Here is a 23,080-nt window from a genome sequence, read left to right on the forward strand (position 1 = left end):
TGCCGTTTTATAATTTTTAAGGATAAGCTTCTAATTCTTTGACAACAGGCTTAAGGTCTGCATCGGCTTCTTATTTCTCCTTCGACGTTGCCGACAAATAGCTGTCGATGTATTTTTGATCGTTCGCATCCGAGTCCTTATACTTTTTGCGAAGCTCATCCAGCTTTGTATGCATTTCTTCCCGGATGCCCTTATAAGATGGATCATCGTACACATTGTGCATCTCATGCGGATCCTTCTCCAGGTCATATAGTTCCCACTCGTCGATATCGTAATAGAAATGGATCAGTTTGTAGCGGTCCGTACGGATACCATAGTGGCGCTTGACCATGTGGATTGATGGATATTCGTAGTAGGTATAATAGATGGCATCCCGCCAATCCTTCGTTTTCCCTGATACCAGCTCCCTGAACGATTCGCCTTGCATGTCTGCCGGAATCTGCGACCCAGCATAGTCCAGGAATGTCGGCGCGAAATCCAGATTCTGTACCAGTGCATCGAGCTTCGTGCCTGCCTTGATCTCTTTTGGATAGCGGATCATCAGTGGTGTACGGAGCGATTCTTCATACATGAACCGCTTATCGAACCAACCATGCTCACCCATGTAGAAGCCCTGGTCTGATGTATATATCACAATTGTATTTTCATCCAGCCCGTTTTCTTTCAAGTAGTCCAGCATCCTGCCCACCCCATCGTCCACAGCGGCGATCGTTGCCAAGTAGTCCTGCATGTAGCGCTGGTAACGCCACCGCATCACATCTTCCTCCGACATCGAAGGGTAGCGCTTCTTGAAATCCTCGTTGATCGGATCGTAAACTGCATCCCATGCCACACGCTGGGACGAATCCATCCGCCCTAGGTTATTATTGTAGGCATTTTTATCCCAGTTCAACGTACTCGGTATACCCAATTCATCCATCACCTCCGGTTTGATCTTCGAATCACCTGCCCAGTTCATGTCTTTAAGGATATTCATCTCGGCCGATTTAGCGGCCGTACCGCGGTCCTCATAGTCATCGAACAAGGTCTCCGGTTCCGGAAATTTCATCTTGGTGTATTCTTGATAATGCCGCTCGGCAGGTAGCCATTCGCGATGAGGGGCTTTCTGATGATACAATAAACAGAACGGCTTGTCCTTATCCCGTCCTTCCAGCCATTCCAGCGCCAAGTCCGTCGTGATATCGGTTACATAGCCGTGTATCTGTTCCTTCTTGCCGTTTACGATGAAATCCGGATTGTAATACTGCCCCTGCCCCGGCACCACCGCGGAATAGTCAAACCCCTGTGGCAAACCATCCATGTGGATCTTGCCCACCATGGCTGTCTGGTAGCCAGCACGCTGGAGCAATTTGGGAAAATTGTCCTGCTCCCAGTTGAAATGCTGCACGTTGTCCACTTTACCGTTAAGAAAACTATGTTTGCCCGTCAACAGCACAGCCCGACTTGGCGCACACAATGAATTGGTCACCGTTGCGCGCGTGAAAAGTGCTCCTTCGGCCGCAATCCGGTCTATGTTCGGCGTTTTATTTATTCCGTAGCCATAGGCGCTCACCGCCTGGTAGCCATGGTCGTCGCTCATGATGTAAACAATATTGGGACGTACGTCCTTCTTGTTTTCAGGTTGTGCACAAGACATAACAGCCCCTACAATGATAAATCCTATGGAATGCCAAACGCTAACAGTTGTTCTCATCATCGTTGTACGCTATTGAGCCACGATTTGTGCAGGTTGAATAATTCCATTACTTTTTCCGGATGTTTTTCAGCGAGATTTATTGCCTCACCGATATCTGATGGTAAATGTACCAAAAATAGCCGGTCTTTCCCATTGAAGTCCGCATTCCACTTAGGATTAGGATCCGTGGGATTGCCCAATAATTTCCAGTCCCCCTTCCGCACAGCCCAGCTGCTGGTACTGTCATCATAGGATCCGGTCTGCCAATGCAACTCACGCGGTGGTGCGTCCCGGTGGTTTTCCATCAGGAGAGGGAGCAAATTGACACCTTCAACCCCCTCTTGCTCGTACTTAGCGCCGGTGATGGTAACGATTGTAGGAAACCAATCCATTCCAGATGCAACAACATCACTCTCCACTCCTTTGGGAACAAGCTTTGGATAGCTAATGATCGCCGGCACTCTGATCCCTCCCTCGAACATACTGAATTTGCCGCCGCGATAAGGACCGGAATTCCCGCCCCCAAAAAATGCACGTTCTTCGTAGGAATGGCCGTGATCTGATTGGAACACAATTACTGTGTTCTCCAGCTGTCCAGTTTCTTCCAGTTTTTTCATTACCTGTCCGATGCGTTCATCCAGAGTCGATACAAACGCAGCGTACTCCTTTCGAGGCGAGGCAAGGTTTTTATAATAATCCAGCCACTTTTGTGTGCCTTGATAGGGATAATGTGGCACATTGGCTGCCCAATAAATAAAAAAGGGCTGACTCCGCCTTTGGTCGATAATCGCATTGATTTCCGTTACCATTAAGTCCGGAAAATAAGCTCCTGGTCTGTACAGCTCCTGTTCATTTTGGTATAAATCATGTTTGTTTGGGCCACTCCAAAAAAAGAAATGAGAATAGTTATCAATACAACCCCGCTGATGGCCGAAAAAATAGTCGAACCCCTGTGCATTTGGAAGTTTGTCCGGTGCGTGGCCTAAGTGCCACTTGCCCACCAGCGCTGTATAGTAGCCATTGCTTTTCAGCATTTCCGCCATGGTTACTTCCGAAGAGGGCAATCCTCTGGTCATGCCAGGGTCCTTTTCCGGAATGGGCACATTCCCTGGCAATCCCGCTCCCAGGTTAGATTTTCCTGTCAATAGTCCCGCTCGGGAGGGGGAGCATACCGGCGCAACAGCATAGAATTGGGTGAACCGAATGCCGTTGCTGGCTAAACGGTCGAGGTTTGGCGTTGCCAAGTCATCCGCCCCATAGAAGTTCAAATCCATGGTTCCCAAATCATCGGCCAAAATAACAATGACATTTGGCCTGGATTGTGCCCAAACTATCGTATTAAGGCCATTTAATATGACCAATCCAATGAATACAATTCTCTTTAATTTTCCCATTTTTAAACAACTTATTTACCAATTAGGGTTTTGCTCGAGTTCGGGGTTCAAATCACTATCATCGCAACGCCGATGGTTTTGATCGCATTTCTCCGTTTCATTTATTTGCTTTTGCGGTATCTGAACTATAAAAACTCGTATCCGGTTCGAAATCGGTGGCATTGACCCAAGGCGATTCCATTTCCTCCCCGGCCATATATCGCTCGTAAAAATTCCGGTTATTTTTGGCAAAATAAAGATATTCGTCAAACACATGGCCTTCACCGGCCATCCGCGGATCTTCTTCTTCCCTCAATTTTTCAAACAGCAGTGCCTTCAATGCCATTCTAGTGGAATCATAGCTCGCCTTGCTCGCCAAGTTCTGTACGCATTCCGGATCCGTATCGATCCGGTATAGTTCTTCTTGGGGCCTCCTCCCAAAGGATTGATCCCAGTAGCGATCCACTCCTGTTTGCCTTCGTCGGTTTAGGATCACCGTTTTCGTCGGGCTGCCATCGGTATTCAGGTAACCCGTTTCTGGATTGCCCGCGGGCCACCGTGCCGTTTCGAAGTTATGCAAGTAGATAAATCCATCCTTCACGATCCCCCGGATGGGATATCCCCAGTCATGTGGCCTCCCCACATCATGGCGTTCCTTGCCGATCAGCACGAAATCCCGGTCGGGGTCAATTTGGCCGGATGAATCACTGTAAAAAATATCCGTGAGGCTGCTACCTGTAATTGGCTCCATGCCGCTTGCTGCCGCTGAGATACCTGCCAGTTCCAGAAAAGTTGGCGCCAGGTCTACGAAGCTGACCAGATCGTGCACCTGCCGGCCTGGTTTTTTGATCCCGTCTGCCCACATCACGGCAAGCGGCAGGTGGTTGGAATATTCATACGCTTGCCCCTTAATGCGAGGAAACGGCATGCCGTTGTCCGCCGTTACCACCACTAAGGTATTCTCCAGTTCGCCCCGTTCTTCCAGCAATTCGAGCATCTGCTGCAAATGCCTGTCGAAATGCTCCAGCTCAAACGCATAATCCAGCATGTCGGCCCTTACGGTATCATTGTCGGGCCAAAAATCCGGCACCTTCGTGATGTCGCCAACCTGCTTACCGCCTTTTTCAATACCTGATCTAAACTCATAGCCCCGGTGCGGCTCGGTTGATCCATACCAAAAACAGAAGGGTTCGCCATCGGGCTTTGCATCCAGGAACGCTTTGAAATTTCCCGCGTAATCGTTGGTGTTGATGCCTGTAGTGGGTGCGGCAAGCGTATGCTGGTTGTATGCCTTGCCCGTGAGCTGCCGTTTTGCGCCGTTTACCTCGCCCGGATCACCGGGCGCCCAGCCTTTGGCTGTATAACCGGTATGGTAGCCGTGTGCCGTCAGGGCCTCCGCATACGTTTTGAACTTAGCCGGGAAGAACGCCCCATGGTTTGCGGCTTCTTCCAGCTGCCAGGAGTTTCTACCGGTAAGGATACTCGCCCTGGAGGGTGCACATTTGGCGTTGGGCGTATACGCGTTGGTAAACAAAATACCCTCCTCGGCTACCCGGTCAAATGCAGGAGTTTGCAACCAATCGCTCCCCATCATATACGCATAAGAAGCATCATCCGCCAATGCGAATAAAATATTGGGTTTCTTGGGCTTTCCCTTTTGGCCTTCGCCCATGGAGCAAGCCACCAAACCGAGTGTGAGCGTAAAAAAGAGCAGTTTTTTCTTCATTTTGTCAATTCGTTTATTGTTTGGCTTCCGGATGAGTGTTCAATAGCTTCCGGAGTGCAGCAACGACCTCCGGCCGTTGGTCTGCTATATTTTCATGTTCGACAGGTCCGTCTTGGTAGTCGTATAGTTCCAACTCCGCGGATTGGGGATCTGCACCGATTTTTTTCCATTCCACCAAGCGATACCGATCCGTTCGGATGGCCCGGCCTAACCGCCCTCCCCGTGGGAAGCAATGGTACACATGGTCTCGAATGTGTACTTCAGGGTGTTGGAGTACGGATACCATGCTCAGGCCGTCAAACGGCTGTAGTACGCCCGGTTTGTCCAATCCGGCGAGCGCTGCCAATGTGGGGTAGATATCCACCGTTTCGGCCGGCTGATCGGTATGGGTACCGGGCCGTGTAATACCGGGGGCACATACGATTAGGGGGATCCGGCAGGCAAGCTCATAATTGACGTGCTTCGTCCAGATACCAAGCTCCCCAAGATGAAACCCATGGTCGCCCCAGAATACCACGATGGTATTTTCATCCAGATCAAGGGCTTCCAACTCCTGCAATACTTTCCCGATCTGCGTATCCACATAACTGACGCCAGCGTAGTAACCGTGGATCAGCTTGCGCGTGAGGTGGGCAGGAAACGGATCCTGCTCTGACGATAGTGGGATGGGACTGTACTGGCTGATTTCGACATCCCGCTTGCCAGCATAGTCCGGCGCACCCTTTGGCGCTTTTTCATAGAAGGGCATGGGGAGTTTTTCGGGGTCATATCGATCCCAATACTTTTGGGGTACGGAAAAGGGGAGGTGCGGACGTGCGAACCCTATGGCAAGGAAAAAAGGTTGTTCCGGATTTTTCTTTAATGCCCGCAACCGCTGGATAGCGCGGTTGGCCGTCCGGCCATCAGCATAGGCATCATCTTCCACCTCCGGCGATTCCCAGGCCGGTCCACGGATAAGTGTCTTCGCAAGGTCCTTGTCTCTATTTCCGAAAAGCGCTTCTTCGCGGGTCAGCTTGCCACCGGTGCTGGCGGGGTCTACATACTCAACCACCAGGTCTTTGTGGTGGGGTACACTCCAGGAAGCGGTATCATTATAACTGCCGTGGCCAATGTGGTAGACCTTACCCATGGACTCGCAGTGGTATCCGTTTTGTTTGAAGTACTGCGGCAGCGTGACCGCCTCTGGGTAAAGCTTCCGGAAATCCCGGCCAAAGGTGTAAATACCTGTTGATGAAGATCGGCTGCCCAACATCAGATTGTAACGCGAAGGGCCGCAGACCGCCTGATTCGCATACGCGTGGTTGAACTGCATGCCCTTAGATGCTAGTCGGTCTATATTTGGTGTGATTGCCACCGGATCACCATAGCTACCCGTGGCGGGCTTCAGGTCATCTACCAATATCAACAAGACATTGGGCCGGCGGGCTGCCGGTTGCTGGGCGGAGGCGTCATGTCGCCCTGCAATCATTAGCAGGTACAAAACGAGTAAGTAAGTTGGTTTCATGGATCGTTGCCGTAAGTATTTCATCGCCTATAATTTCACCCCCATTTCGTCAAATCTAGCGGCAGCATTCAGAAAATGTGCCGTGATCCAGAATACCGTCCACGATTCGGCATAGCCGCCGCGCAGTGCATAAACATCCGTGACTTCGCCCCGCTGCGCAAAGTTTGTCTGCTGCAGTTGTTCGCCCTGGCTACCGGAGGGGTCAATCAATTGGCCACAGCTGAGAAACATGATTTTTGCTAGCTGCTGTAACCGTGGATCATCCAGATATTCGCCTAACTTGTATATTTCTGGGCTATACAATACGCCATAGATATCGACGTGCTGGTTCTGGGGCGACACAACGGTCCACCCCCGGGTTTTCAACCCATGGTCGGCAAGCCTGCCCGGAGGCAGCGGGATGTCCCATACCACCGTGTAGCTCAGGCATACCTCGCCCGCGTGTTTGGCCCACGCGAGGTACTTTTTTTCATCCAGGTGTTCGTACAGCGTTAAGAAACCCTGGAAAGCCGCCCATGCCCCCTCCTTGTCTTCACCTGTGGCATCCAGCGTGCCGCCCCAGTAGGGTTCTTCCATCGAAAGGTGCCTATCCGCATAATGGGTTGCTGCCTTGACCGCCGCATCCTTGTACGACGCTGTACCGAACAGCGAATGGGCAATGATCAACGGGGCGATATAAAATCCCTCCGCTGTGGAGCGGGGGTACCACTTTGGATCGAGGATGCGCGCCGAGGCGAAATCACACGCCTCAATCAGAAACGCCTCCCACTTGGCCGACTGGTATTGCCCGTTGGCTCGGGCCGACCGTATGGCACTGGCGAAATTATACATGGCCTGCCCCACGGAAACATGATCACTTTTGGTCCATATTCCTTTGCGGATGTTATAGTTTACTGAAAAGCCCGCCTCTTCAGACGGGTTGGTTGTGGTCAGAAAATCCAGCGACTTCTGCACCATCCGATGGATGTCGTGGTCATCCCCGGCTTGAAATTCCCGAAGATGTTGCAGTGAGTACCCCGGTGATGCCGCCTGACCGCACCAGCCCATCACGATGTGTTGACGATCTGCGGGTTCATACATGTTGAACCCCGCCACCGAATCGTCCTCAACATACCGGGATACCGCCATTCGGTATTTGGCTCCAACGATATCCGCGAACGCTGGCAATCCGCTATCGGAATAGGGTTCATGGAGCTCCAACGCGTCGTACAGCGGCTTCTGGAAACCCGTGCCTTTGCGGGCTATCGGGAACACATCCAAATAAAAAGTTTTCTCGATGACCATGCCAGGCGAGGCTGTAAAGTAAGTATCGTTGTACTCCACCGGGGCTTTTTGCGTGGCCTTCGCTACGCTGCGCCTGCCATTGTACCCCACCGGCCCCGAATACAAGACCAACTCACTGCTGCCGGAGTCTGCCAAGGCGCCCATTGACCACCAATGATCTGGGAGTCTTGGGTTCTTGACCGGGCTGGGGAGTGAATGGACGGCTGCGCCGTATTTTTCCGCGCCGATACTGTTTTCGAGGGCAACAAAAGGCATGGGGAACCGATGCTCTTCAAACACCGCAAATTCACCGGGAAGTCCGTTGTATGATGGCACCCGACCGGGGGTGTTGGCCGTTCCAGACGGGTTGCCGTAATAGAGGATGCCCGGCATGAACACGGAGAGGTGCGCTCCCGGCACACGCCAACGCACCGAAAGCGTCACCGAATCGAGGGCCTCCTCTCCGGTCCATTCATACCGTCTCACACACTTTACCAGCCCCTGTTCATATCGGTAGGCATCCCGGAAAATCCACTTGCCTTCCGGTAGATCCAACGAGCCTTCAAGGATATCCCAATCGCCCACTTGTTCATGCGACATAGCCTCGACATGCCGCCATTCCGATGGCCAGTCCCCATCCCAGGCCGTCGCAATAGACCAAAGGCCTTCTTCCGGAGGTGATAGCTGGATGCCCGACACGCTTTTGACCAATGGAATATATTGACCATCCTGCTGTTCAACTTCAAAACGGGCCTGTCCTTCAGTATCCGGCGTGCTTTGCGCCGCAACGATGCCGGACTGCACGGCCAGCCATAGAAAAATTAATGATAGTGAAGCCAATTGATGCATGATCTGTTCTTTTTTAAACTTAACGATGGGATTCCATTTTTTCCATTCGGCTCGTCCCGGCACGATCCCATTTTTGCAACAACGCCCTCATCTCATCAACCATATCCGGGTAGTCATTCCACACATTACTCACTTCTTCAGGATCCCTGCTGAGATCATAGAGTTGCCCTTTGGGCCCTTCGGGTTGGGCCTCGATCGAAGCCGGACGGGAGAAACCGCCCGAACCAAGCGATTCGATCAATTTCCACCGCCCGCTTTGGATGCTCCTCACCCCAAGGCTGGATACCGAGACAACCGGAGGACGAATAGCCACCTGTTCTGGCTGTTCTCCGGTCAGTACCGGCAATAAGCTGAAACTATCTTCACCGGCATCCGTCGGTAAATCCACGCCAACAATAGCTGCAAACGTCGCCATTACATCGGTGAACGATACAGTCTGGCCCGTTAGCGCCCCTGCCTTCACAACTCGTGGCCAACGCACAATAAAAGGCATATGGTGGCCTGCCTCATAGGTGTCGCCTTTCATTCCCCGATAGGAAACATACGATGTACTACCATCCTTTGCTAACCGTATGCCTGCACTGGCATGGTGGCCAAAGCGTCGAGTGTCATGGAGATACCAGACCGGGCCGTTATCACTGGTAAAGATTACTAGCGTCTCGTCTGACATACCGGTGCTATCAAGCGCAGAAAGGATTTTTCCGACCTCGGCGTCCACCGTCGCGACAAAATCGCCATATTCTCCCGCTCCACTTTTTCCGCGAAAATTATCGGCGGGTAGCCAAGGGGTGTGTGGAGCAGGGAACGCTATATGCAAAAATAGCGGCTTATGAGCACTTCCCTTGGCATGATCTTCAATAACCTCAACCGCTTCTTCCGAGAATCGCGGCAATACATCAGCCAGATTCAACCCCGGCGCTATCCCCCCACCGCGCCAAAAGGCACCTTGAATGGGTGTCCAATCCGGACTGTTATGATCTTCAATCGTATCAGTGGGAGGCGTAACCACGCGATCATTCCGAATAAAAAAATAAGGTGGAATATCCGTAGATGCTCGGATGCCGAAAAAGGAGTCGAACCCGCAATCTACGGGGCCTCCTGAAAGCCTTTGGCCTTGCTGATAGACGCGATATGCGGCCTTGCTGTTCCCGTCGTCAGACACGTGTTCTGTGCTTGCGGCGACAGCCTCGGATTCATCAAACCCCAAATGCCACTTCCCTACCATCGCCGTCCGGTACCCGTTCGATCGAAGCAGGGAGGCGATCGTCATCCGGCCGGGCTCAATTACCGGCTTCTCCGGCCAAACACTTACATCCGTACGGAAAGGGTATCGGCCCGTGATCAATCCATAGCGTGAAGGATGGCAAACGGCCCCCGGTGCATGGGCATCGGTAAAACGCATGCCTTCATTGGCCAACCGGTCGATATGGAGCGTCGGAATCTTAGCTTGCGCATTGTATGCGCCGACATCCCCATAGCCCATATCATCCACTAAAATAATGACTATATTCGGACGTTCCCTACCCTTTTCCTGTCCAAATGAAGGCGTAACCAGTAAGACTAGTTGGCATACAAAAAATAAATACCGACGCCTGTAAGCAAAACTCACCATCTTATTCCTTTCCCATCGCTACTTTGTAAACGTGATCTCATCCCAAGAGGCCGTTCCTGCGCCATTGTGCTCCAATGAGATAACCGCCCATTCGTTTCCGGCAACAAAGCTGACCTCCGCATGCACGTATTTCCCATCGGACTCCGCGTAGGTGACTTCCTTTTCTGCTTTCTCCTTCCCCAATACATCGAAACCCATGGCTCTCAGATTGGCTTTCGATGCCGCTCCAGTCAGCTTCACCCGGGCACAGAGTTTGTACCGTTGCCCCGGTGTTAACCCTTCCACCAAGCGACGACACCTGTTCGCTGAAATTTGCGTTAAAGGACGAACGGGTTTGGACATCTTTAAATAGTTATTCCCCTTGAAGGCCCCGGACGGATCATTCTTGACAAAATCCACCGATTCCCATTCCTGCGGTACGGAGGTTTGCATGCCAATACGAGGGTTTCCTTTAAAGCATACCACCCACCCGCGCGATTTATCCGGATTAGCCTCCTCAAAGCCACCGTTTATACCATTCGATAACAAATGTGGCTCCAACCGCCAAAGCTCTTTATAGGCTTGGTATTCCCGCTCATAGCGCTCGAATCCATTCGCCAAAGGGCGATTTTTGTCCAGTATATTGTACTCGCCGCCGTTGGCCTGCGACTTGATCACTGCATACATCACGATATACTTGAAACCCAGCGCCTTCATTTGCACCAAATCGTTCCCTATCCACCGCGCTTTATAGGTACGGGCATCCGCTTCGGTGGCGCCCTCCCATACCTGCGGGAGTGTAAGCCGGGTGCCGTTCTCGTCCATCACCATGGGTCGACGGGGATATCCCATTTCCTCGGCTCGATCGATGATCCGCCAAACATCGGTACCGCCTTCGTTATGGCCATCTTCACCAATATCATTGTGCTTGTGTACCCCGAAATAGTCGCAATACTGGGTAATGCCACGTTCGGCCAGCTCCACGCCTTTGTCGATACGGCCACCGGAAATCGGGCAGGACAGCACGACAATTTCGGGATTCACGGCCTTTAGTGTCGTATACACCACTTCCTGTACCCGCATCACCTGATCGACTGTCAACGGCACACCATCCTCCCGCATACCGGGCAGAAAGGGCTCGTTCACTGCCGAGTAATAGAGCGGTTTTGTTCCGTAATATTTCCCGATCTCCTCCACCACGTACCGGGCATTCTCTTCCCAAACCGGCCCGAAGTTATCCGGATTGGCTACCACACGATCCAATCGCAGCTCCGTAGCATACCGGATGCCCTCTTCATCCAGTCGTCTATAGATCGAATCCATATACGGAAAATCGATAAAACTACCCTTCCTCCGTTTTAATCTGTTAACTTCCAACACACCTACCGACTCACGCACGCCCCATACATCCAGGTCTTTCAGGTGTTTGATCACCCGCTCGCGCATGGGCTTGCCGTCCGCCGAATCTTTGCTCCGCGGGCGGTACCTGAAAAATTTCAAATTCGAATTGAACAGCAAGTTGCCCCGATAGGTTTCATCAACCGAAACTTGTGCGTTGCTTTTTTCTTCCGTAAGCCCATCTGAGAGCTTATCCTGGCATTTGCTGAAAAACGGAAAAACGATAAAAAGTGCAAGGTACTTCACCAGCACCGGGAGCGATTTTCTATTTGTAGGTTTCATCATTTTGGTTTTTTTTAATTTAATCAATGTTTCAATACCCCTCGCTTTGTTCCAACTGGTCATTGGCTTCCAATTCTTGTTGAGGGATGGGTAAGTAATTGTCGCGGGGAGCATAGTTGATGGTTCCCGACCTGACTTTTCCATAAGCAGCTAACTCATCCTCAACGATACCCCAGCGTTGCAGATCATACCACCGATGGCCCTCGGCAAACAATTCCAAAAAGCGTTCCTCCCGGATCGCATCGCGGAGCTGGATTCCCGACAACCCCATAAGGTCTGCCGAAGGCTCGGGCGTATCCGGACTAAACCCGTGGGCCCGCCTTCTTACTTTATTCATGTATTCCAAGGCCTCGACATCGTTGCCTTGGGCCTGAAGCACCTCAGCATACATCAAATACACATCGGCCAAGCGCATCATGATCAGGTTTGCCCCATGGGTAAGGTTGGTGGAATAAACCGAATGGTCCAAGGGTACGTACTTCCTAAAGCTCCAACCCAGCGCACCGTCATCACCCACGTAAACCTGCAAAGGAATCTTAGCTCCCTTGTTGTCAAAAACCGAGTCCACGCCCGGCTCTAACGCTGCGATGCGTAGACGGGGATCATCTCCAAAGCGCTGGACATTCTTGTCGTGCGGATATACATTGCTCCATCCTGATCCCTTGGGAGCCATCACCAGCGAGGTCAGTGTTCCGGTACCTCCGGCGCGCTCCTGCATGTCTACGCTGAAGTTGAGTTCGTAGAGCGATTCCGGGCTAAACTCGTTGGTTCCGCGGAACAGGGCATCGTACGCATCATAGGGCTCCAATGAAAAAGCCCCGCTGCTAATCACCTCTTCGAAATACCCACGAGCCATCTCCCAGTTTTCCTGGTAGAGGTACGTCTTTCCCAAAAAACCTTTTGCCGCATACCGGTCTACCCGGGCAATGTTTTCGCCGCTCCAGGAATCCGGCAGCCGTTGCTCGGCTTCTTTAAAGTCGTTGACGATTTGCTGATAAACTTCGGCAACGGAAGCCCGGGGCACAAACATGTCCTCCCGCGTTTCGGGCACTTCCAAAATCAGCGGAACGCCCCGCGTGCTACCGTTTCTTGCCGGACTGTCTTCGCCCCACAAACGTATGAGGTGAAAATAGGCCAGCCCCCGTTGGAAATGGGCTTCACCTTTCATTTGCGAAACGCGTTCTTGCTCTTCCTCGGAAAGCTCGGTGCCTGCGGCAAATTGATCGCTTTGGGTTAAAAAATCATTCGCCCGTGCGATAATTCGGTACCAGCTTCGCCAGAAATCCCTAACCAGGCCGTTCTCCGGTGTCACGTTGTTTTGGTATAGCTGATTCCATGCATTATCCGCAATCCATTCCTGATCGGCCGTGTGAGCCAGGCCATACAAAGCCTTGGGCACAAAATCCCGGCCGTAAAGCTCCCGGGTGGTTTGGGCGGAATACACCGCAGTAAGTGCCAGCTCCAGGTCTTGCATCTTCGTAAAGAAATTTTTCTCATCGATCTGATTGGGATTGGCAACGTCCAGAAAATTATCCGAGCACTGTGTTGATACCAAGCCTACACTCGCCAATACGATATATATCTTTAGTTTCTTCATCACTTTTATTGATTTATGAACATGCTTTATTTCCATCAGAATCCGATTTGTACGCCTGCCGAAAACAGCCGGGTTTGCGGATACTGGTCCTGTCCGTCGATCCCCCTAGCGGTATTCCCCCCAGCCAATTCAGGATCCAATCCCGAGTATTTGGTCAATGTGAGTACATTCTGGGCGCTCACAAACACCCGGGTGTTGGTCATACCGACTCGCTGCATCAGGGGCTGGGGAAGTGTGTACCCCAATTGTACGTTCCTGAGCTTCAGATAAGAACCATCTTCCACGAAATAACTCGAAGGTTTTCGAAAATTGCCGTTCGGATCGGTTGCGATCAGCCGCGGATGTTCAGTTGGGTTTTCCGGGGTCCAGGCTTCATACACATCGGTGGTTGAATTATAGTCGCTATACAACGTACGCGAGTAGGCTTTGTTGAGATTGAACAGTTCCACCCCTTGCACCCCTTGCAAAAATAGGCTAAGATCCCATCCCCGATACCCCACGTTCACATTCAAACCATACGTCATTTTTGGCCAGGGATTTCCGATATGAACACGATCATCATTGGTAATCACCCCGTCCCCGTTCATATCGCGGTACTTCAAGTCCCCCGCCGCTGTTCCCTCTTCCTGATAGTTACCCGTAGGAGACTGGCTATTCAAGGCATTGATCTCCTCGTCGCTCTGAAAAATACCATCTGCTATCCAACCCCAATACATACTCATCGGATGTCCGGTTTCGGTAATCGTCAGGTTATAACCGCTCATGGCCGCACCACCTGCTCCCCCAGTCAGGAAATCGTCCGCATTCAACTGTTCTATTTCATTCTTGTTGAATGAAGTATTACCCGTTACATTCAGGTTCCAGTCGTTAAAGTCCTTCCGGTAGGTAAGCGCCAGTTCAAAACCGCGGTTACTGACCTGCCCGACATTAATCGGCGAACTGGACGGGCCGACATTGGCTGCCGCAATACCGGACGTAAGCGGCAGTTGCACATTGAACAACATGTCGGTTGTTTTCTTTATATAATAGTCGGCCGTGAGGGTTATGCTCCCGTCCAAAAAGCCCGCATCGATGCCGATATTCGTTTGCCGCACCTCTTCCCATTTAACCTCTTCATTAGGAAACCTGCTCAAGTAAAACCCTCTGGATCTCGTACCCCCGTCAACTCCCGTAGCATCAAAAACATACGATGAGCGGATATTGTTATAGGTTCTGGAGTAGATAAAGTCCGCAATCCGATCCGACCCCAGTATGCCCCAACCGGCCCTAAGCTTCAGATCAGAAAGTACGGGTATGTTTTGCATAAAAGGCTCTTCGATCATACGCCATCCCGCGGAAAAAGATGGAAAAACCCCGTAGCGGTTTTCCGGCCCGAAACGGGAGGACCCATCGCGGCGGACATTCGCCGTAAGCAAATATTTACCGCTATACGTGTAATTCACCCGCCCGAACACGGACGCTAGCCGGTACATCCCCAGGGTATTCCTATTGACGATGTCCACCTCGCCCGAAGCCAGGGCGAAGCTATAACTCACATCGACCGGAAAATCCAAGGCTTTGGCACTAAACGCCGTCCCATCACTTTGGAAGCGTTCGTATCCGGCCATCGCAGAAAAATCATGCTTCCCGAGCGTATTGGCATATGTAAGCACCACATTGGTATTGTACTCTTCGACGTCATCGCTGGCATGCGTCAGTGAATTTATCGGATCACCCTGCGTACCATAGTCAAACGCCTCCTGGAAATTTTGCGTGCGGCCGGCCAAAATATTTGCTCCGAACGAGCCCCGGAGTGTTAAACCGGGTAGCGGCTCAAGTTCGGCATACACATTTCCGTTTATACGTGTGTTCGTTGACAATATATGCGATTGCCATTCCTGGGCCACCGGGTTACCCCCGTTAAAATAGGTCGGCCCACGCCCCCACCCTCCAAAAGAATTGGATGCGTCGTATACAGGCATAATCGGAATAGACCGGTATATCCGTTCCAAATCCCGTGTGTCATTATCGGTGGGGTTATTCCGAGACCGGGACACTAATATCGATTCGCCGATCTTCAGCATTTTCCCAATCTTGAAATCGGAATTGGCCCGTACCGCAAAGCGTTCGAACCAGTTGTTGATCATGACTCCGTTCTCGCGGTCGTACGCGCCTGAAACATAGAACTTTGATCGCTCATTCCCACCGGATACCGAAAGGTTGTAGGTTTGCTCCAACCCATTCCCGGCATATAGTTCGTCTGCCCAATTCGTGCTGGGCAACGATGCGGGATTGTCCCACGCGCTTTCCGGGGTTTGGCCCGCTGCTTCGCGGGATTTTGTACCCGTTTCCACAAATTGTAGGGTATTGAGCATCTTGGGTAAGCTAACGGCTTCCCGCCAGCCAACTTGTGTACCCAAGTTTACCGTAACCTTATCCTGGGCCGCCCCCCGCTTGGTTGTCACCAAAATTACACCATGGGCGGCGCGGGCGCCATAGATAGCCGCTGCTGAGGCATCCTTCAATATTTCGATGGATTCCGCGTCGTTCATATTGAAATAATTACCCGGAGCCATTGGTACACCGTCTATGACCCACAGCGGTGTGCTGTTTCCGATCGTACCCGCTCCCCGGATTTGGATGGAACTCCCTGATCCGGGTTTCCCCTCAGACCTGGAAACGATAACCCCCGCCGCCTTGCCCTGCAGCGCTGTTGCCAAGCTCCGCTCCGATACTTTGGTGATTTCTTCGATAGGAACAGACGAAACCGAGCCGGTTAGGTCGCTCTTTTTCTGCGTGCCGTACCCAATCACCACTACTTCGTCCATCGTGCTGTGCGTCGCGTGGAGTGTCGCATCTATCGTGGAGCGGGTGCCCACCTGCAATTCCAATGGTTCAAAGCCCACCATACTGAACATCACAATCCCGTTGTCCGAAACATCCTGCAATTCATAGTGCCCTTGTGTGTTGGTAGACGCACCTAGCGATGTGCCCTTGATGGCGACAGACACACCCTCCAAAGGTGCGCCGGTGGTATCGCTCACCGTCCCGCGGAGTGTCCGTTGCTGGGCCTGAACCTGAAGCAGGGTTGTGGTGAGCAAAATGAGCATCAGCTTACAATTTAAATACATACTTTCCCCTTGTTTTAAGGTTAAACAATCAGCCCCCATTCAGATGGATTAAGTTTTTCGTTATTTGGTGAATGTGATTTCATCCCAATAGGCCACCCCTTCGCCATTGTGTTCCAGCGAGATGACCACCCACTCATTTACCGCCACAAAACTCACTTCTATTCTCGTGTATTTCCCTTGGGATTCGGCATAAGTAACTACTTTTTCAGCCTTCTCTTTCCCCAGCACATCGAAACCCATGCCCCTTAGGGTTGCCCGGGAACTGTCTCCGCTTAGCTTTACCCGGGCACAGATCTTATAGCGTTGTCCGGGGATCAGCCCCTCTACCAAGCGCCGGCACCGGTTTGCCGATATCTGTGGCCGGATGGGTTTGGCCATCTTCAAATAGCTATCCCCTTTGAAGGCTCCAGGCGAGTCATCGTGAATAAAATCTACCGATTCCCATTCCTGGGGTATCGAGCTTTGCGCGCCGCCGCGGGGCCATCCTTTGAAAGACACCACCCATCCACGCGACTTGTCGGGGTTTTCCTCTTCGAATCCGCCGTTGATACCTCTGGAAACCAAATGCGGTTCCACTTGCCAAAGCTCCTTATAAGCCTGGTATTCCTTCTCGTAGGGTGTGAACCCATTCGCTGTTGGACGGTCAACATCCAAAATATTGTACTCTCCATTATTAGCCTTCGAGCCGAGTAGCGAATACATGACGATGTATTTGCAACCCAAGGCTTTCATCTGGATCAAATCGTTCCCCACCCAGCGTGCCTTAAAATCGCGTGCGTCTTCCTCGGTGGCTCCGGACCATACGCGCGGCAGTATCAGGTGCGTCCCGTTTTCATTAAGCACTATTCCACGGCGCGGGAAACCCATTTCCTCAGCCCGATCGATGGCATCCCAGATCAACTTCTCCGATCTTGGAGCATCTTCGCCGATATCCACGTGCTTATGAAAGCCGAAGTAGTCACAGTATTGGGTTATCCCCCGCTCGGCCAGTTGCACTGATCCACGATTGATTTCCAACGTGTTAACCGGGCAGGATATCACTATTATTTCGGGATTCACTGCCTTCAAAGCCCTATAAAACACCTCCTGTATGCGCAGTACCTGATCGACCGTCAATGGCACGCCATCCCCCCGCATGCCGGCAGTAAAGGGTTCGTTTACCGCCGAATAATAAAGGGGCCGGGTGCCGTAATACCTCGCCATCTCCTGCACGTACCACCTGCAGTTCTCCTCCCAAACCGGCCCATAATCATCCGGGTTTACGACCACGCGGTCTACTATAAGGGGAATGGCATACCGGATACCTTCTTCATCCAGCACTTTATACATCTTATCCAAGTAATCGAAGTCGATAGGGTCGCCTTTTTCCACTTTTCTGTCCTTTCCCCCCACCGCAAGGTATCCTACAGACTCCCGTACGCCCATGGTCTTCAGGTCTTTCAAGTGGTTTATGATGGACGCCCGTATCTTTTTACGTTCGTCCGTGTCATTTGCGTCCCGGTACGTGTAGTTATCCAAATTCGCATTGAAAAGGATATTCCCTTTATAACTTTCATCAATGGGAAAAACATTCGCTTTTTCCGTTGAAAGATCTCCCTTGAAGTCTGCGCGCTTGCATCCAGAGAAAAACAGTACGGCCATCAAAAGGACGAAGTATTTTGCTAACGGTAGAAATCGTTTGATATTAGTTTCCATTTTTTCGTGTTTAAATTAATGAATGAGTTACTGGTAGCCCGGATTCTGTTCCATTAAAGGGTTGGAATCCATCTCCAGCAGCGGTATCGGGAACAGTTTGTGCGTATCCTCATTAAACCTTTCTTTTACTTGAGGCCGCTTTTTTGCCATTACTACCTCACCTAGACGCTCATACCTGATCAGATCGTGCCACCGCGAACAGTCTTCATAGCAAAGCTCCCAAGAGCGCTCCTGCAATACCGTGTCTATAAATTCGGCCAGTGGCAATCCCGAATAGTCGAGCGAGTCCGCCACGTCTACCGGTTTACCAAACGCTCTTCTTTTTACTGCATTCAATGCCGAATACGAGGCTTCCGATGGCGACCCATTCGCCATAGCCGAGGCCTCTGCGTATAGCAGCAGTATGTCTGCATAGCGGATCAACGGATAGTCGTAAGGCGAATTGTACCCCACATACGAGCCGTCGCGCCGGAATTTGGCAATGCCGAAGTGGGTAACCTTTGTGCTTGGCGCGGTAGCGCCGTTTTTTCCTGCCAAGAAGTTGGATATCGTCCAATTGCGCCGGGTATCCAAGCTATCATAAGATTGGTAGAAAGACTGTTCCACTTTTACCGTTCCAAAACCGGCGATATTGTCCCAGCTATTCCCGTTCGCCCCGCCAAAGGGCACGATACCCCCATGGGATCCCAACGTGGTTCGCTCGCCCGGGCTATCGCTAAATTTAACGGCCAGTATGACTTCATCGTTCACCTCGGTAGCCCGGTCATTCCCGCCAAAGACATCCACAAAATCGTCCAACAACCGGTGTTCGCCCGAGGTCATGACCTCCTCGGCATAATCGGCTGCCTCCGCCCATTTGGTCTCATCATGGAGCGGATACGTAGCCCAGGTGGAATACACCCGTGCCAGCAAAGCCCAAGCCGCGGTTTTTGTAACCCGTCCGTTTTCGGCGGCGCCGAGTTCGCCCGGTAGGAGCAGGTACTCCTGTGCAGAAAGCAGGTCCGACTCGATTTGCTGGTAGACCGCCAGCACCGGAGACCGTTCGATGGCGATCACGTCTTCTGCCGTTAGGCTCGCTGTTTCCGTCAATTTAAGGGGAACCGCTCCGTAAAACCGTACGAGATTGAAGTAATACAATGCCCGTAGAAACTTTGCTTGGGCGATAAAATGCTGTAGGTTCTCCGTGTTGAAACGTTTATCTTCCAACAGGGGCTCCACCCGGTTGATGACCGTGTTTGCCCGATTGATGCCGACATAATGCCCCTTCCAGACTTGCGACGGAATCTGTGAGCTTGGACCATAAGCGTACAGATCCATTTGGTGGAATTTGTTGGCCACATCGTTGTTGTTTGACCGGAGCTGGTCTGTGCCGGTCATCCCCACGGTGAGTAAGTGTTGCTTGTAACCGGCTGCGGCCAACGCATCGTAGATGCCATTGACCGCGATCTCGATATTCTCTTCGGAAGTAAAAAAGGTTTCGGATGCCAACAATGATTCCGGGGTCTCCTCCAAAAATTTCTGGCAGCCTGATAGCAGGCCAGTCAACAATCCAAGTAGTAATAGCTTCTTCATAACAGTTCTTTAAAATTTTACCTGTACACCAAATGTATAAATCCGGGAAAGGGGATACGCTGCCCAATCGATCCCCGGCGCAACGGGGTTACGATTCACATTCGCTTCGGGGTTGTATCCCTTGTAGTTGGTCCATGTAAGCAAGTTTTGGCCCATCGCATATACCCTTAAGGTCTTCAGCGGTGTGCGTTTCAACAGGTCAGGCCGGAGTGTATAACCCAAGGTTACGTTACGCAGGCGTAAAAACGACCCATCTTCGATGTATCGTTCGACCAGCCGGTTCACTTCACTTTTTCCGATAGCGGGCAATTCGGCGTCCTGATTTTCGGATGTCCAACTGCCTTCTAAAGCGATGGGCGACTTGTTCCTGGGATCGGTTATTTCTTCGAGGTAAATCCGATTGGCATTGTATACGCTGTTGCCGTATGACCAGTTGAAGAACACGCTCAAATCGAGATTTTTGTACCTCAAGTCGTTTGTAAAACCACCGTAGTGTTTGGGCTGAGCATTTCCGAGGATTACACGATCATCATCATTAATGACCCCATCGCCATTTTGATCCACAAAGTTCCATCTGCCGGCCTGTCGCTGCTCTGCCTGCGTTGGATTGTCCGGCAACCCGACGATCCCATCGGTTTGGTAGCCGTAGAACGTACCGATAGGGGAGCCCGGTTGTAAAATCACCTCATTCACCACCGTATGGCTTCCGCCAACTACATTGACAAAGATCTGTTCATATGGCCCCAAGTCCAGTACTTTATTGCGGATAAACGATATATTGAAGCTCGTGCTCCACTCAAAATCCCGCTTGGCAATGTTCTTTGAATTGATACCGATCTCCAGTCCGGTGTTTTGCAAGCTACCAATGTTCTGCAGTGCCGGTGCGGCAACGCCCGCCGAAGGAATCAGATTGATGGCCAAGAGCAGGTCTTCCGTCTTTTTGTGGAATGCATCAACGGTTGCGTTCAGCCTATTCTTGAACAACCCTACATCCAAGCCTAGATTGTATTGGGTGGTTTTTTCCCACGTCAAATCCGGATTGGCTACACGATCGGTGCCTACCGCAATGTTGGCCCCTCCATCGCCTGTTCCGAAACTGTAGAAATTGACCCCAAGGGACGATAGGGACTGGTAACGCTGCACCTCCTGGTTTCCGGTGACACCGTACCCCAACCGCAGTTTGAGATCGCTGATGGCTTTTACGTCTTTCAGGAATGCTTCGTTTGATAGCCTCCATGCGAAAGCGGCCGCAGGGAAATACCCCCATTTATTGCCCTTGGCAAAACGTGATGAGCCATCGGCCCGCAAACTGAGGGTAACCAGGTACCGCTCGTCAAACTGGTAGTTTACCCTTCCCAAACCCGAGGCAATGGACCACTCGTCGACGCTTGATTTGGGGATAACCGGATTCGTACCCAACCCGATGTTGTTGAAACCCAAATCTTCAATGTCAAAATCGAAGTTGAGAATCTCATTGAATGTTCGCCGACCGGATTGTAAGGTGCCTCCCCCCAACACGGTGAGGTGGTGCTTTCCGAATTGTTTATCGTACGTGAGCGTATTCTCATTCACCCAATCCCGGTTGTTCGCGTTCCGGATCTGTACCCGCCCCCCAACTGCAGCACCGGCCCCTACACGGGATGAGTGGAATGCGTTGCGTTTCTGATTAAGCACATTGGCGCCGGCCATCACTTTAAAGGTCAATGCTTTCGTAATGTCGTATTCCACCGACACATTCCCCATAAGCCGGTCTGCGGTATTTTCCAGGTCAATTTCATTGAGCACGGATAGGGGACTATAGTTGGCAGATCCGCCGATTTCACTGGTGGGTTCCAGATTTTCATTCGGAATTACCGGCGGGAAGAACAGTGCTTGGTTTACCACGCCGGCATTCTGGTTGTTGGTGCCACCGGTGGCCGCCCCGTCTTGTTTGACAAACGAAGCCGAAACCAAGGTTGAGAAACGCATTTTTGGAGAAATATTGCCCCGCAAGTTGAGGCGACCCGTGAAACGGTCGAATGCCGAGGTCTTGATGATCCCCTGGTCGTTGAAATAACCAAACGAGGTGTTGTACTTGATGTTTTTGACCCCGCCACTCATGCCCAACACATGGTTTTGCATCACCGCTTGCCGGTAGATGGCGTCCTGCCAGTTGGTCGTTGCTGAATCCGCGTACCGCTCCGGATTTTCGAAGGGGTTTTCTTCATTGTTGATACGTCTGATATTTTGATAGGTCGCATATTGTAGCGCATCCATCACGGTTAGCTGTTCGGTTAGGTTCTTTATCCCTGCATAGGCATTGTATGTAATGGTGGGCTGCCCAACCTGCCCGCTTTTGGTGGTAATGATCACAACCCCATTAGCTCCCCGGGCGCCATAGATAGCCGTTGCTGACGCATCTTTGAGAATTTGGATGGATTCAATATCGCTGGGGTTTATGCCCGCAAGGATATTGGTGCTGGCGGTGGCCGCGTAATCCGCCCCCATCGCTTCTTGCTCGTCGTCAATGATCGGAAACCCGTCGATGACGTAAAGGGGCTCATTTGAAGCGCTGATGGAGGTGCCCCCCCGTACCCGGATAGACGCGCCGCCGCCGGGGCTACCCTCGCCGCTGAGCACCTGTACACCGGCGGCTCGCCCCGTCAATGCATCGATAAACGAGGTGTTGACGGTTTTTTCCAACTCGGCCGACGAAACAGATGCAATCGCACCCGTCACGTCCCCCTTCTTCTGCGTACCATAGCCAACCACCACCACCTCATCCACCTCGCTAAACGTTGCTTTGAGTACAACATCTACCGTGGTACGATTCCCCACAGGTATGCCCGCGGTCTCAAATCCGAGCATACTAAACACCAGTATCGCATTTTTCGGGACATTTCGCATTTGGTATTGTCCTGCTGCATTGGTGGAGACACCCCGATCCGTTCCTTTGATCGATACCGACGCGCCCACCAGCGGTGCACCGGTGGTGTCCCTTACCGACCCCCGAAGGATCCGGGGTTGCTTCGCCTTATCGGTCGGCCGCGGTATATCCCGTTGGCCCTTTGGGTAAATCATGATGGTCTTGTCTTCCATCATGTAGTCCAACCCTTGCCCCGCCAAACTGGCCTCGAGCGCTTCTTCCAGCGTCCCTTTTTCGATAGCGAAGGTTACCGGTTTCGCGTGCCGGAAAATCCCATTGTTGTAGAAAAAAACATAGTCGCTTTGCTGTTCGATGGCCGAAAGCACCTGCTTCAACGGAAGTTCCCGGGCCGAAAACGTGATGCTCTGGGAAAATCCCCTGGCCTGAACCTGAAGCATGGCGACGGTTAGTAACATCATCGTCAATTTCATAACTAACCAATAATTCGTTTTATAATTTAAATGCATACTTTTACCTTGTTTAAGGTTAAACAATCAATTCCAATTCAGATGGGTGAGACCTTGAACGCCCTGCCTTTTG

At 51.6% G+C, this 23,080-nt stretch carries 12 protein-coding genes; all 12 read right to left on the reverse strand.

Annotated elements, in window-relative coordinates; genetic code table 11:
- Positions 1 to 70: 70 nt before the first annotated feature.
- Positions 71 to 1,696: a sulfatase family protein gene (locus NF543_RS17045; RefSeq protein WP_257669385.1), complete on the reverse strand. Its 1,626-nt coding sequence runs from the start codon at positions 1,694 to 1,696 to the stop codon at positions 71 to 73.
- A complete protein-coding gene (locus NF543_RS17050) occupies positions 1,693 to 3,069 on the reverse strand; it encodes a sulfatase-like hydrolase/transferase (RefSeq protein ID WP_257669386.1) in 1,377 nt (458 codons plus the stop codon). The genes NF543_RS17045 and NF543_RS17050 overlap by 4 nt, the downstream gene beginning before the upstream one ends.
- A 97-nt stretch (positions 3,070 to 3,166) precedes the next feature.
- Entirely contained in the window at positions 3,167 to 4,774 is a 1,608-nt protein-coding gene (locus NF543_RS17055; RefSeq protein ID WP_257669387.1) for a sulfatase family protein, read from the reverse strand.
- A 13-nt stretch (positions 4,775 to 4,787) separates the two neighbouring features.
- Positions 4,788 to 6,278, reverse strand: a complete 1,491-nt coding sequence (locus NF543_RS17060; protein WP_257669388.1) for a sulfatase — start codon at positions 6,276 to 6,278, stop codon at positions 4,788 to 4,790.
- Positions 6,279 to 6,305: 27 nt separating this feature from the next.
- Positions 6,306 to 8,390: a hypothetical protein gene (locus NF543_RS17065; protein WP_257669389.1), complete on the reverse strand. Its 2,085-nt coding sequence runs from the start codon at positions 8,388 to 8,390 to the stop codon at positions 6,306 to 6,308.
- Between the two features lie 19 nt (positions 8,391 to 8,409).
- Positions 8,410 to 10,002, reverse strand: a complete 1,593-nt coding sequence (locus NF543_RS17070; protein WP_257669390.1) for a sulfatase family protein — start codon at positions 10,000 to 10,002, stop codon at positions 8,410 to 8,412.
- A gap of 18 nt (positions 10,003 to 10,020) precedes the next feature.
- Positions 10,021 to 11,664, reverse strand: coding sequence for a hypothetical protein (locus NF543_RS17075; protein ID WP_257669391.1), 1,644 nt, complete (start codon positions 11,662 to 11,664; stop codon positions 10,021 to 10,023).
- Positions 11,665 to 11,692: 28 nt separating this feature from the next.
- Positions 11,693 to 13,258, reverse strand: a complete 1,566-nt coding sequence (locus NF543_RS17080) for a RagB/SusD family nutrient uptake outer membrane protein (RefSeq protein WP_257669392.1) — start codon at positions 13,256 to 13,258, stop codon at positions 11,693 to 11,695.
- A 35-nt stretch (positions 13,259 to 13,293) separates the two neighbouring features.
- On the reverse strand, positions 13,294 to 16,368 hold the full coding sequence (locus tag NF543_RS17085) for a SusC/RagA family TonB-linked outer membrane protein (protein ID WP_257669393.1): 3,075 nt from the start codon (positions 16,366 to 16,368) through the stop codon (positions 13,294 to 13,296).
- A 60-nt stretch (positions 16,369 to 16,428) separates the two neighbouring features.
- A complete protein-coding gene (locus NF543_RS17090; RefSeq protein ID WP_257669394.1) occupies positions 16,429 to 18,063 on the reverse strand; it encodes a hypothetical protein in 1,635 nt (544 codons plus the stop codon).
- Positions 18,064 to 18,090: 27 nt separating this feature from the next.
- Positions 18,091 to 19,635, reverse strand: a complete 1,545-nt coding sequence (locus NF543_RS17095) for a RagB/SusD family nutrient uptake outer membrane protein (protein WP_257669395.1) — start codon at positions 19,633 to 19,635, stop codon at positions 18,091 to 18,093.
- A 9-nt stretch (positions 19,636 to 19,644) separates the two neighbouring features.
- Positions 19,645 to 22,959 carry a TonB-dependent receptor gene (locus tag NF543_RS17100; protein ID WP_257669396.1) on the reverse strand — a complete coding sequence of 1,105 codons (3,315 nt, stop codon included), beginning with the start codon at positions 22,957 to 22,959 and terminating at the stop codon, positions 19,645 to 19,647.
- Positions 22,960 to 23,080: the final 121 nt, after the last annotated feature.

The organism is Parapedobacter tibetensis (genome assembly GCF_024704835.1).
GTDB lineage: Bacteria > Bacteroidota > Bacteroidia > Sphingobacteriales > Sphingobacteriaceae > Parapedobacter > Parapedobacter tibetensis.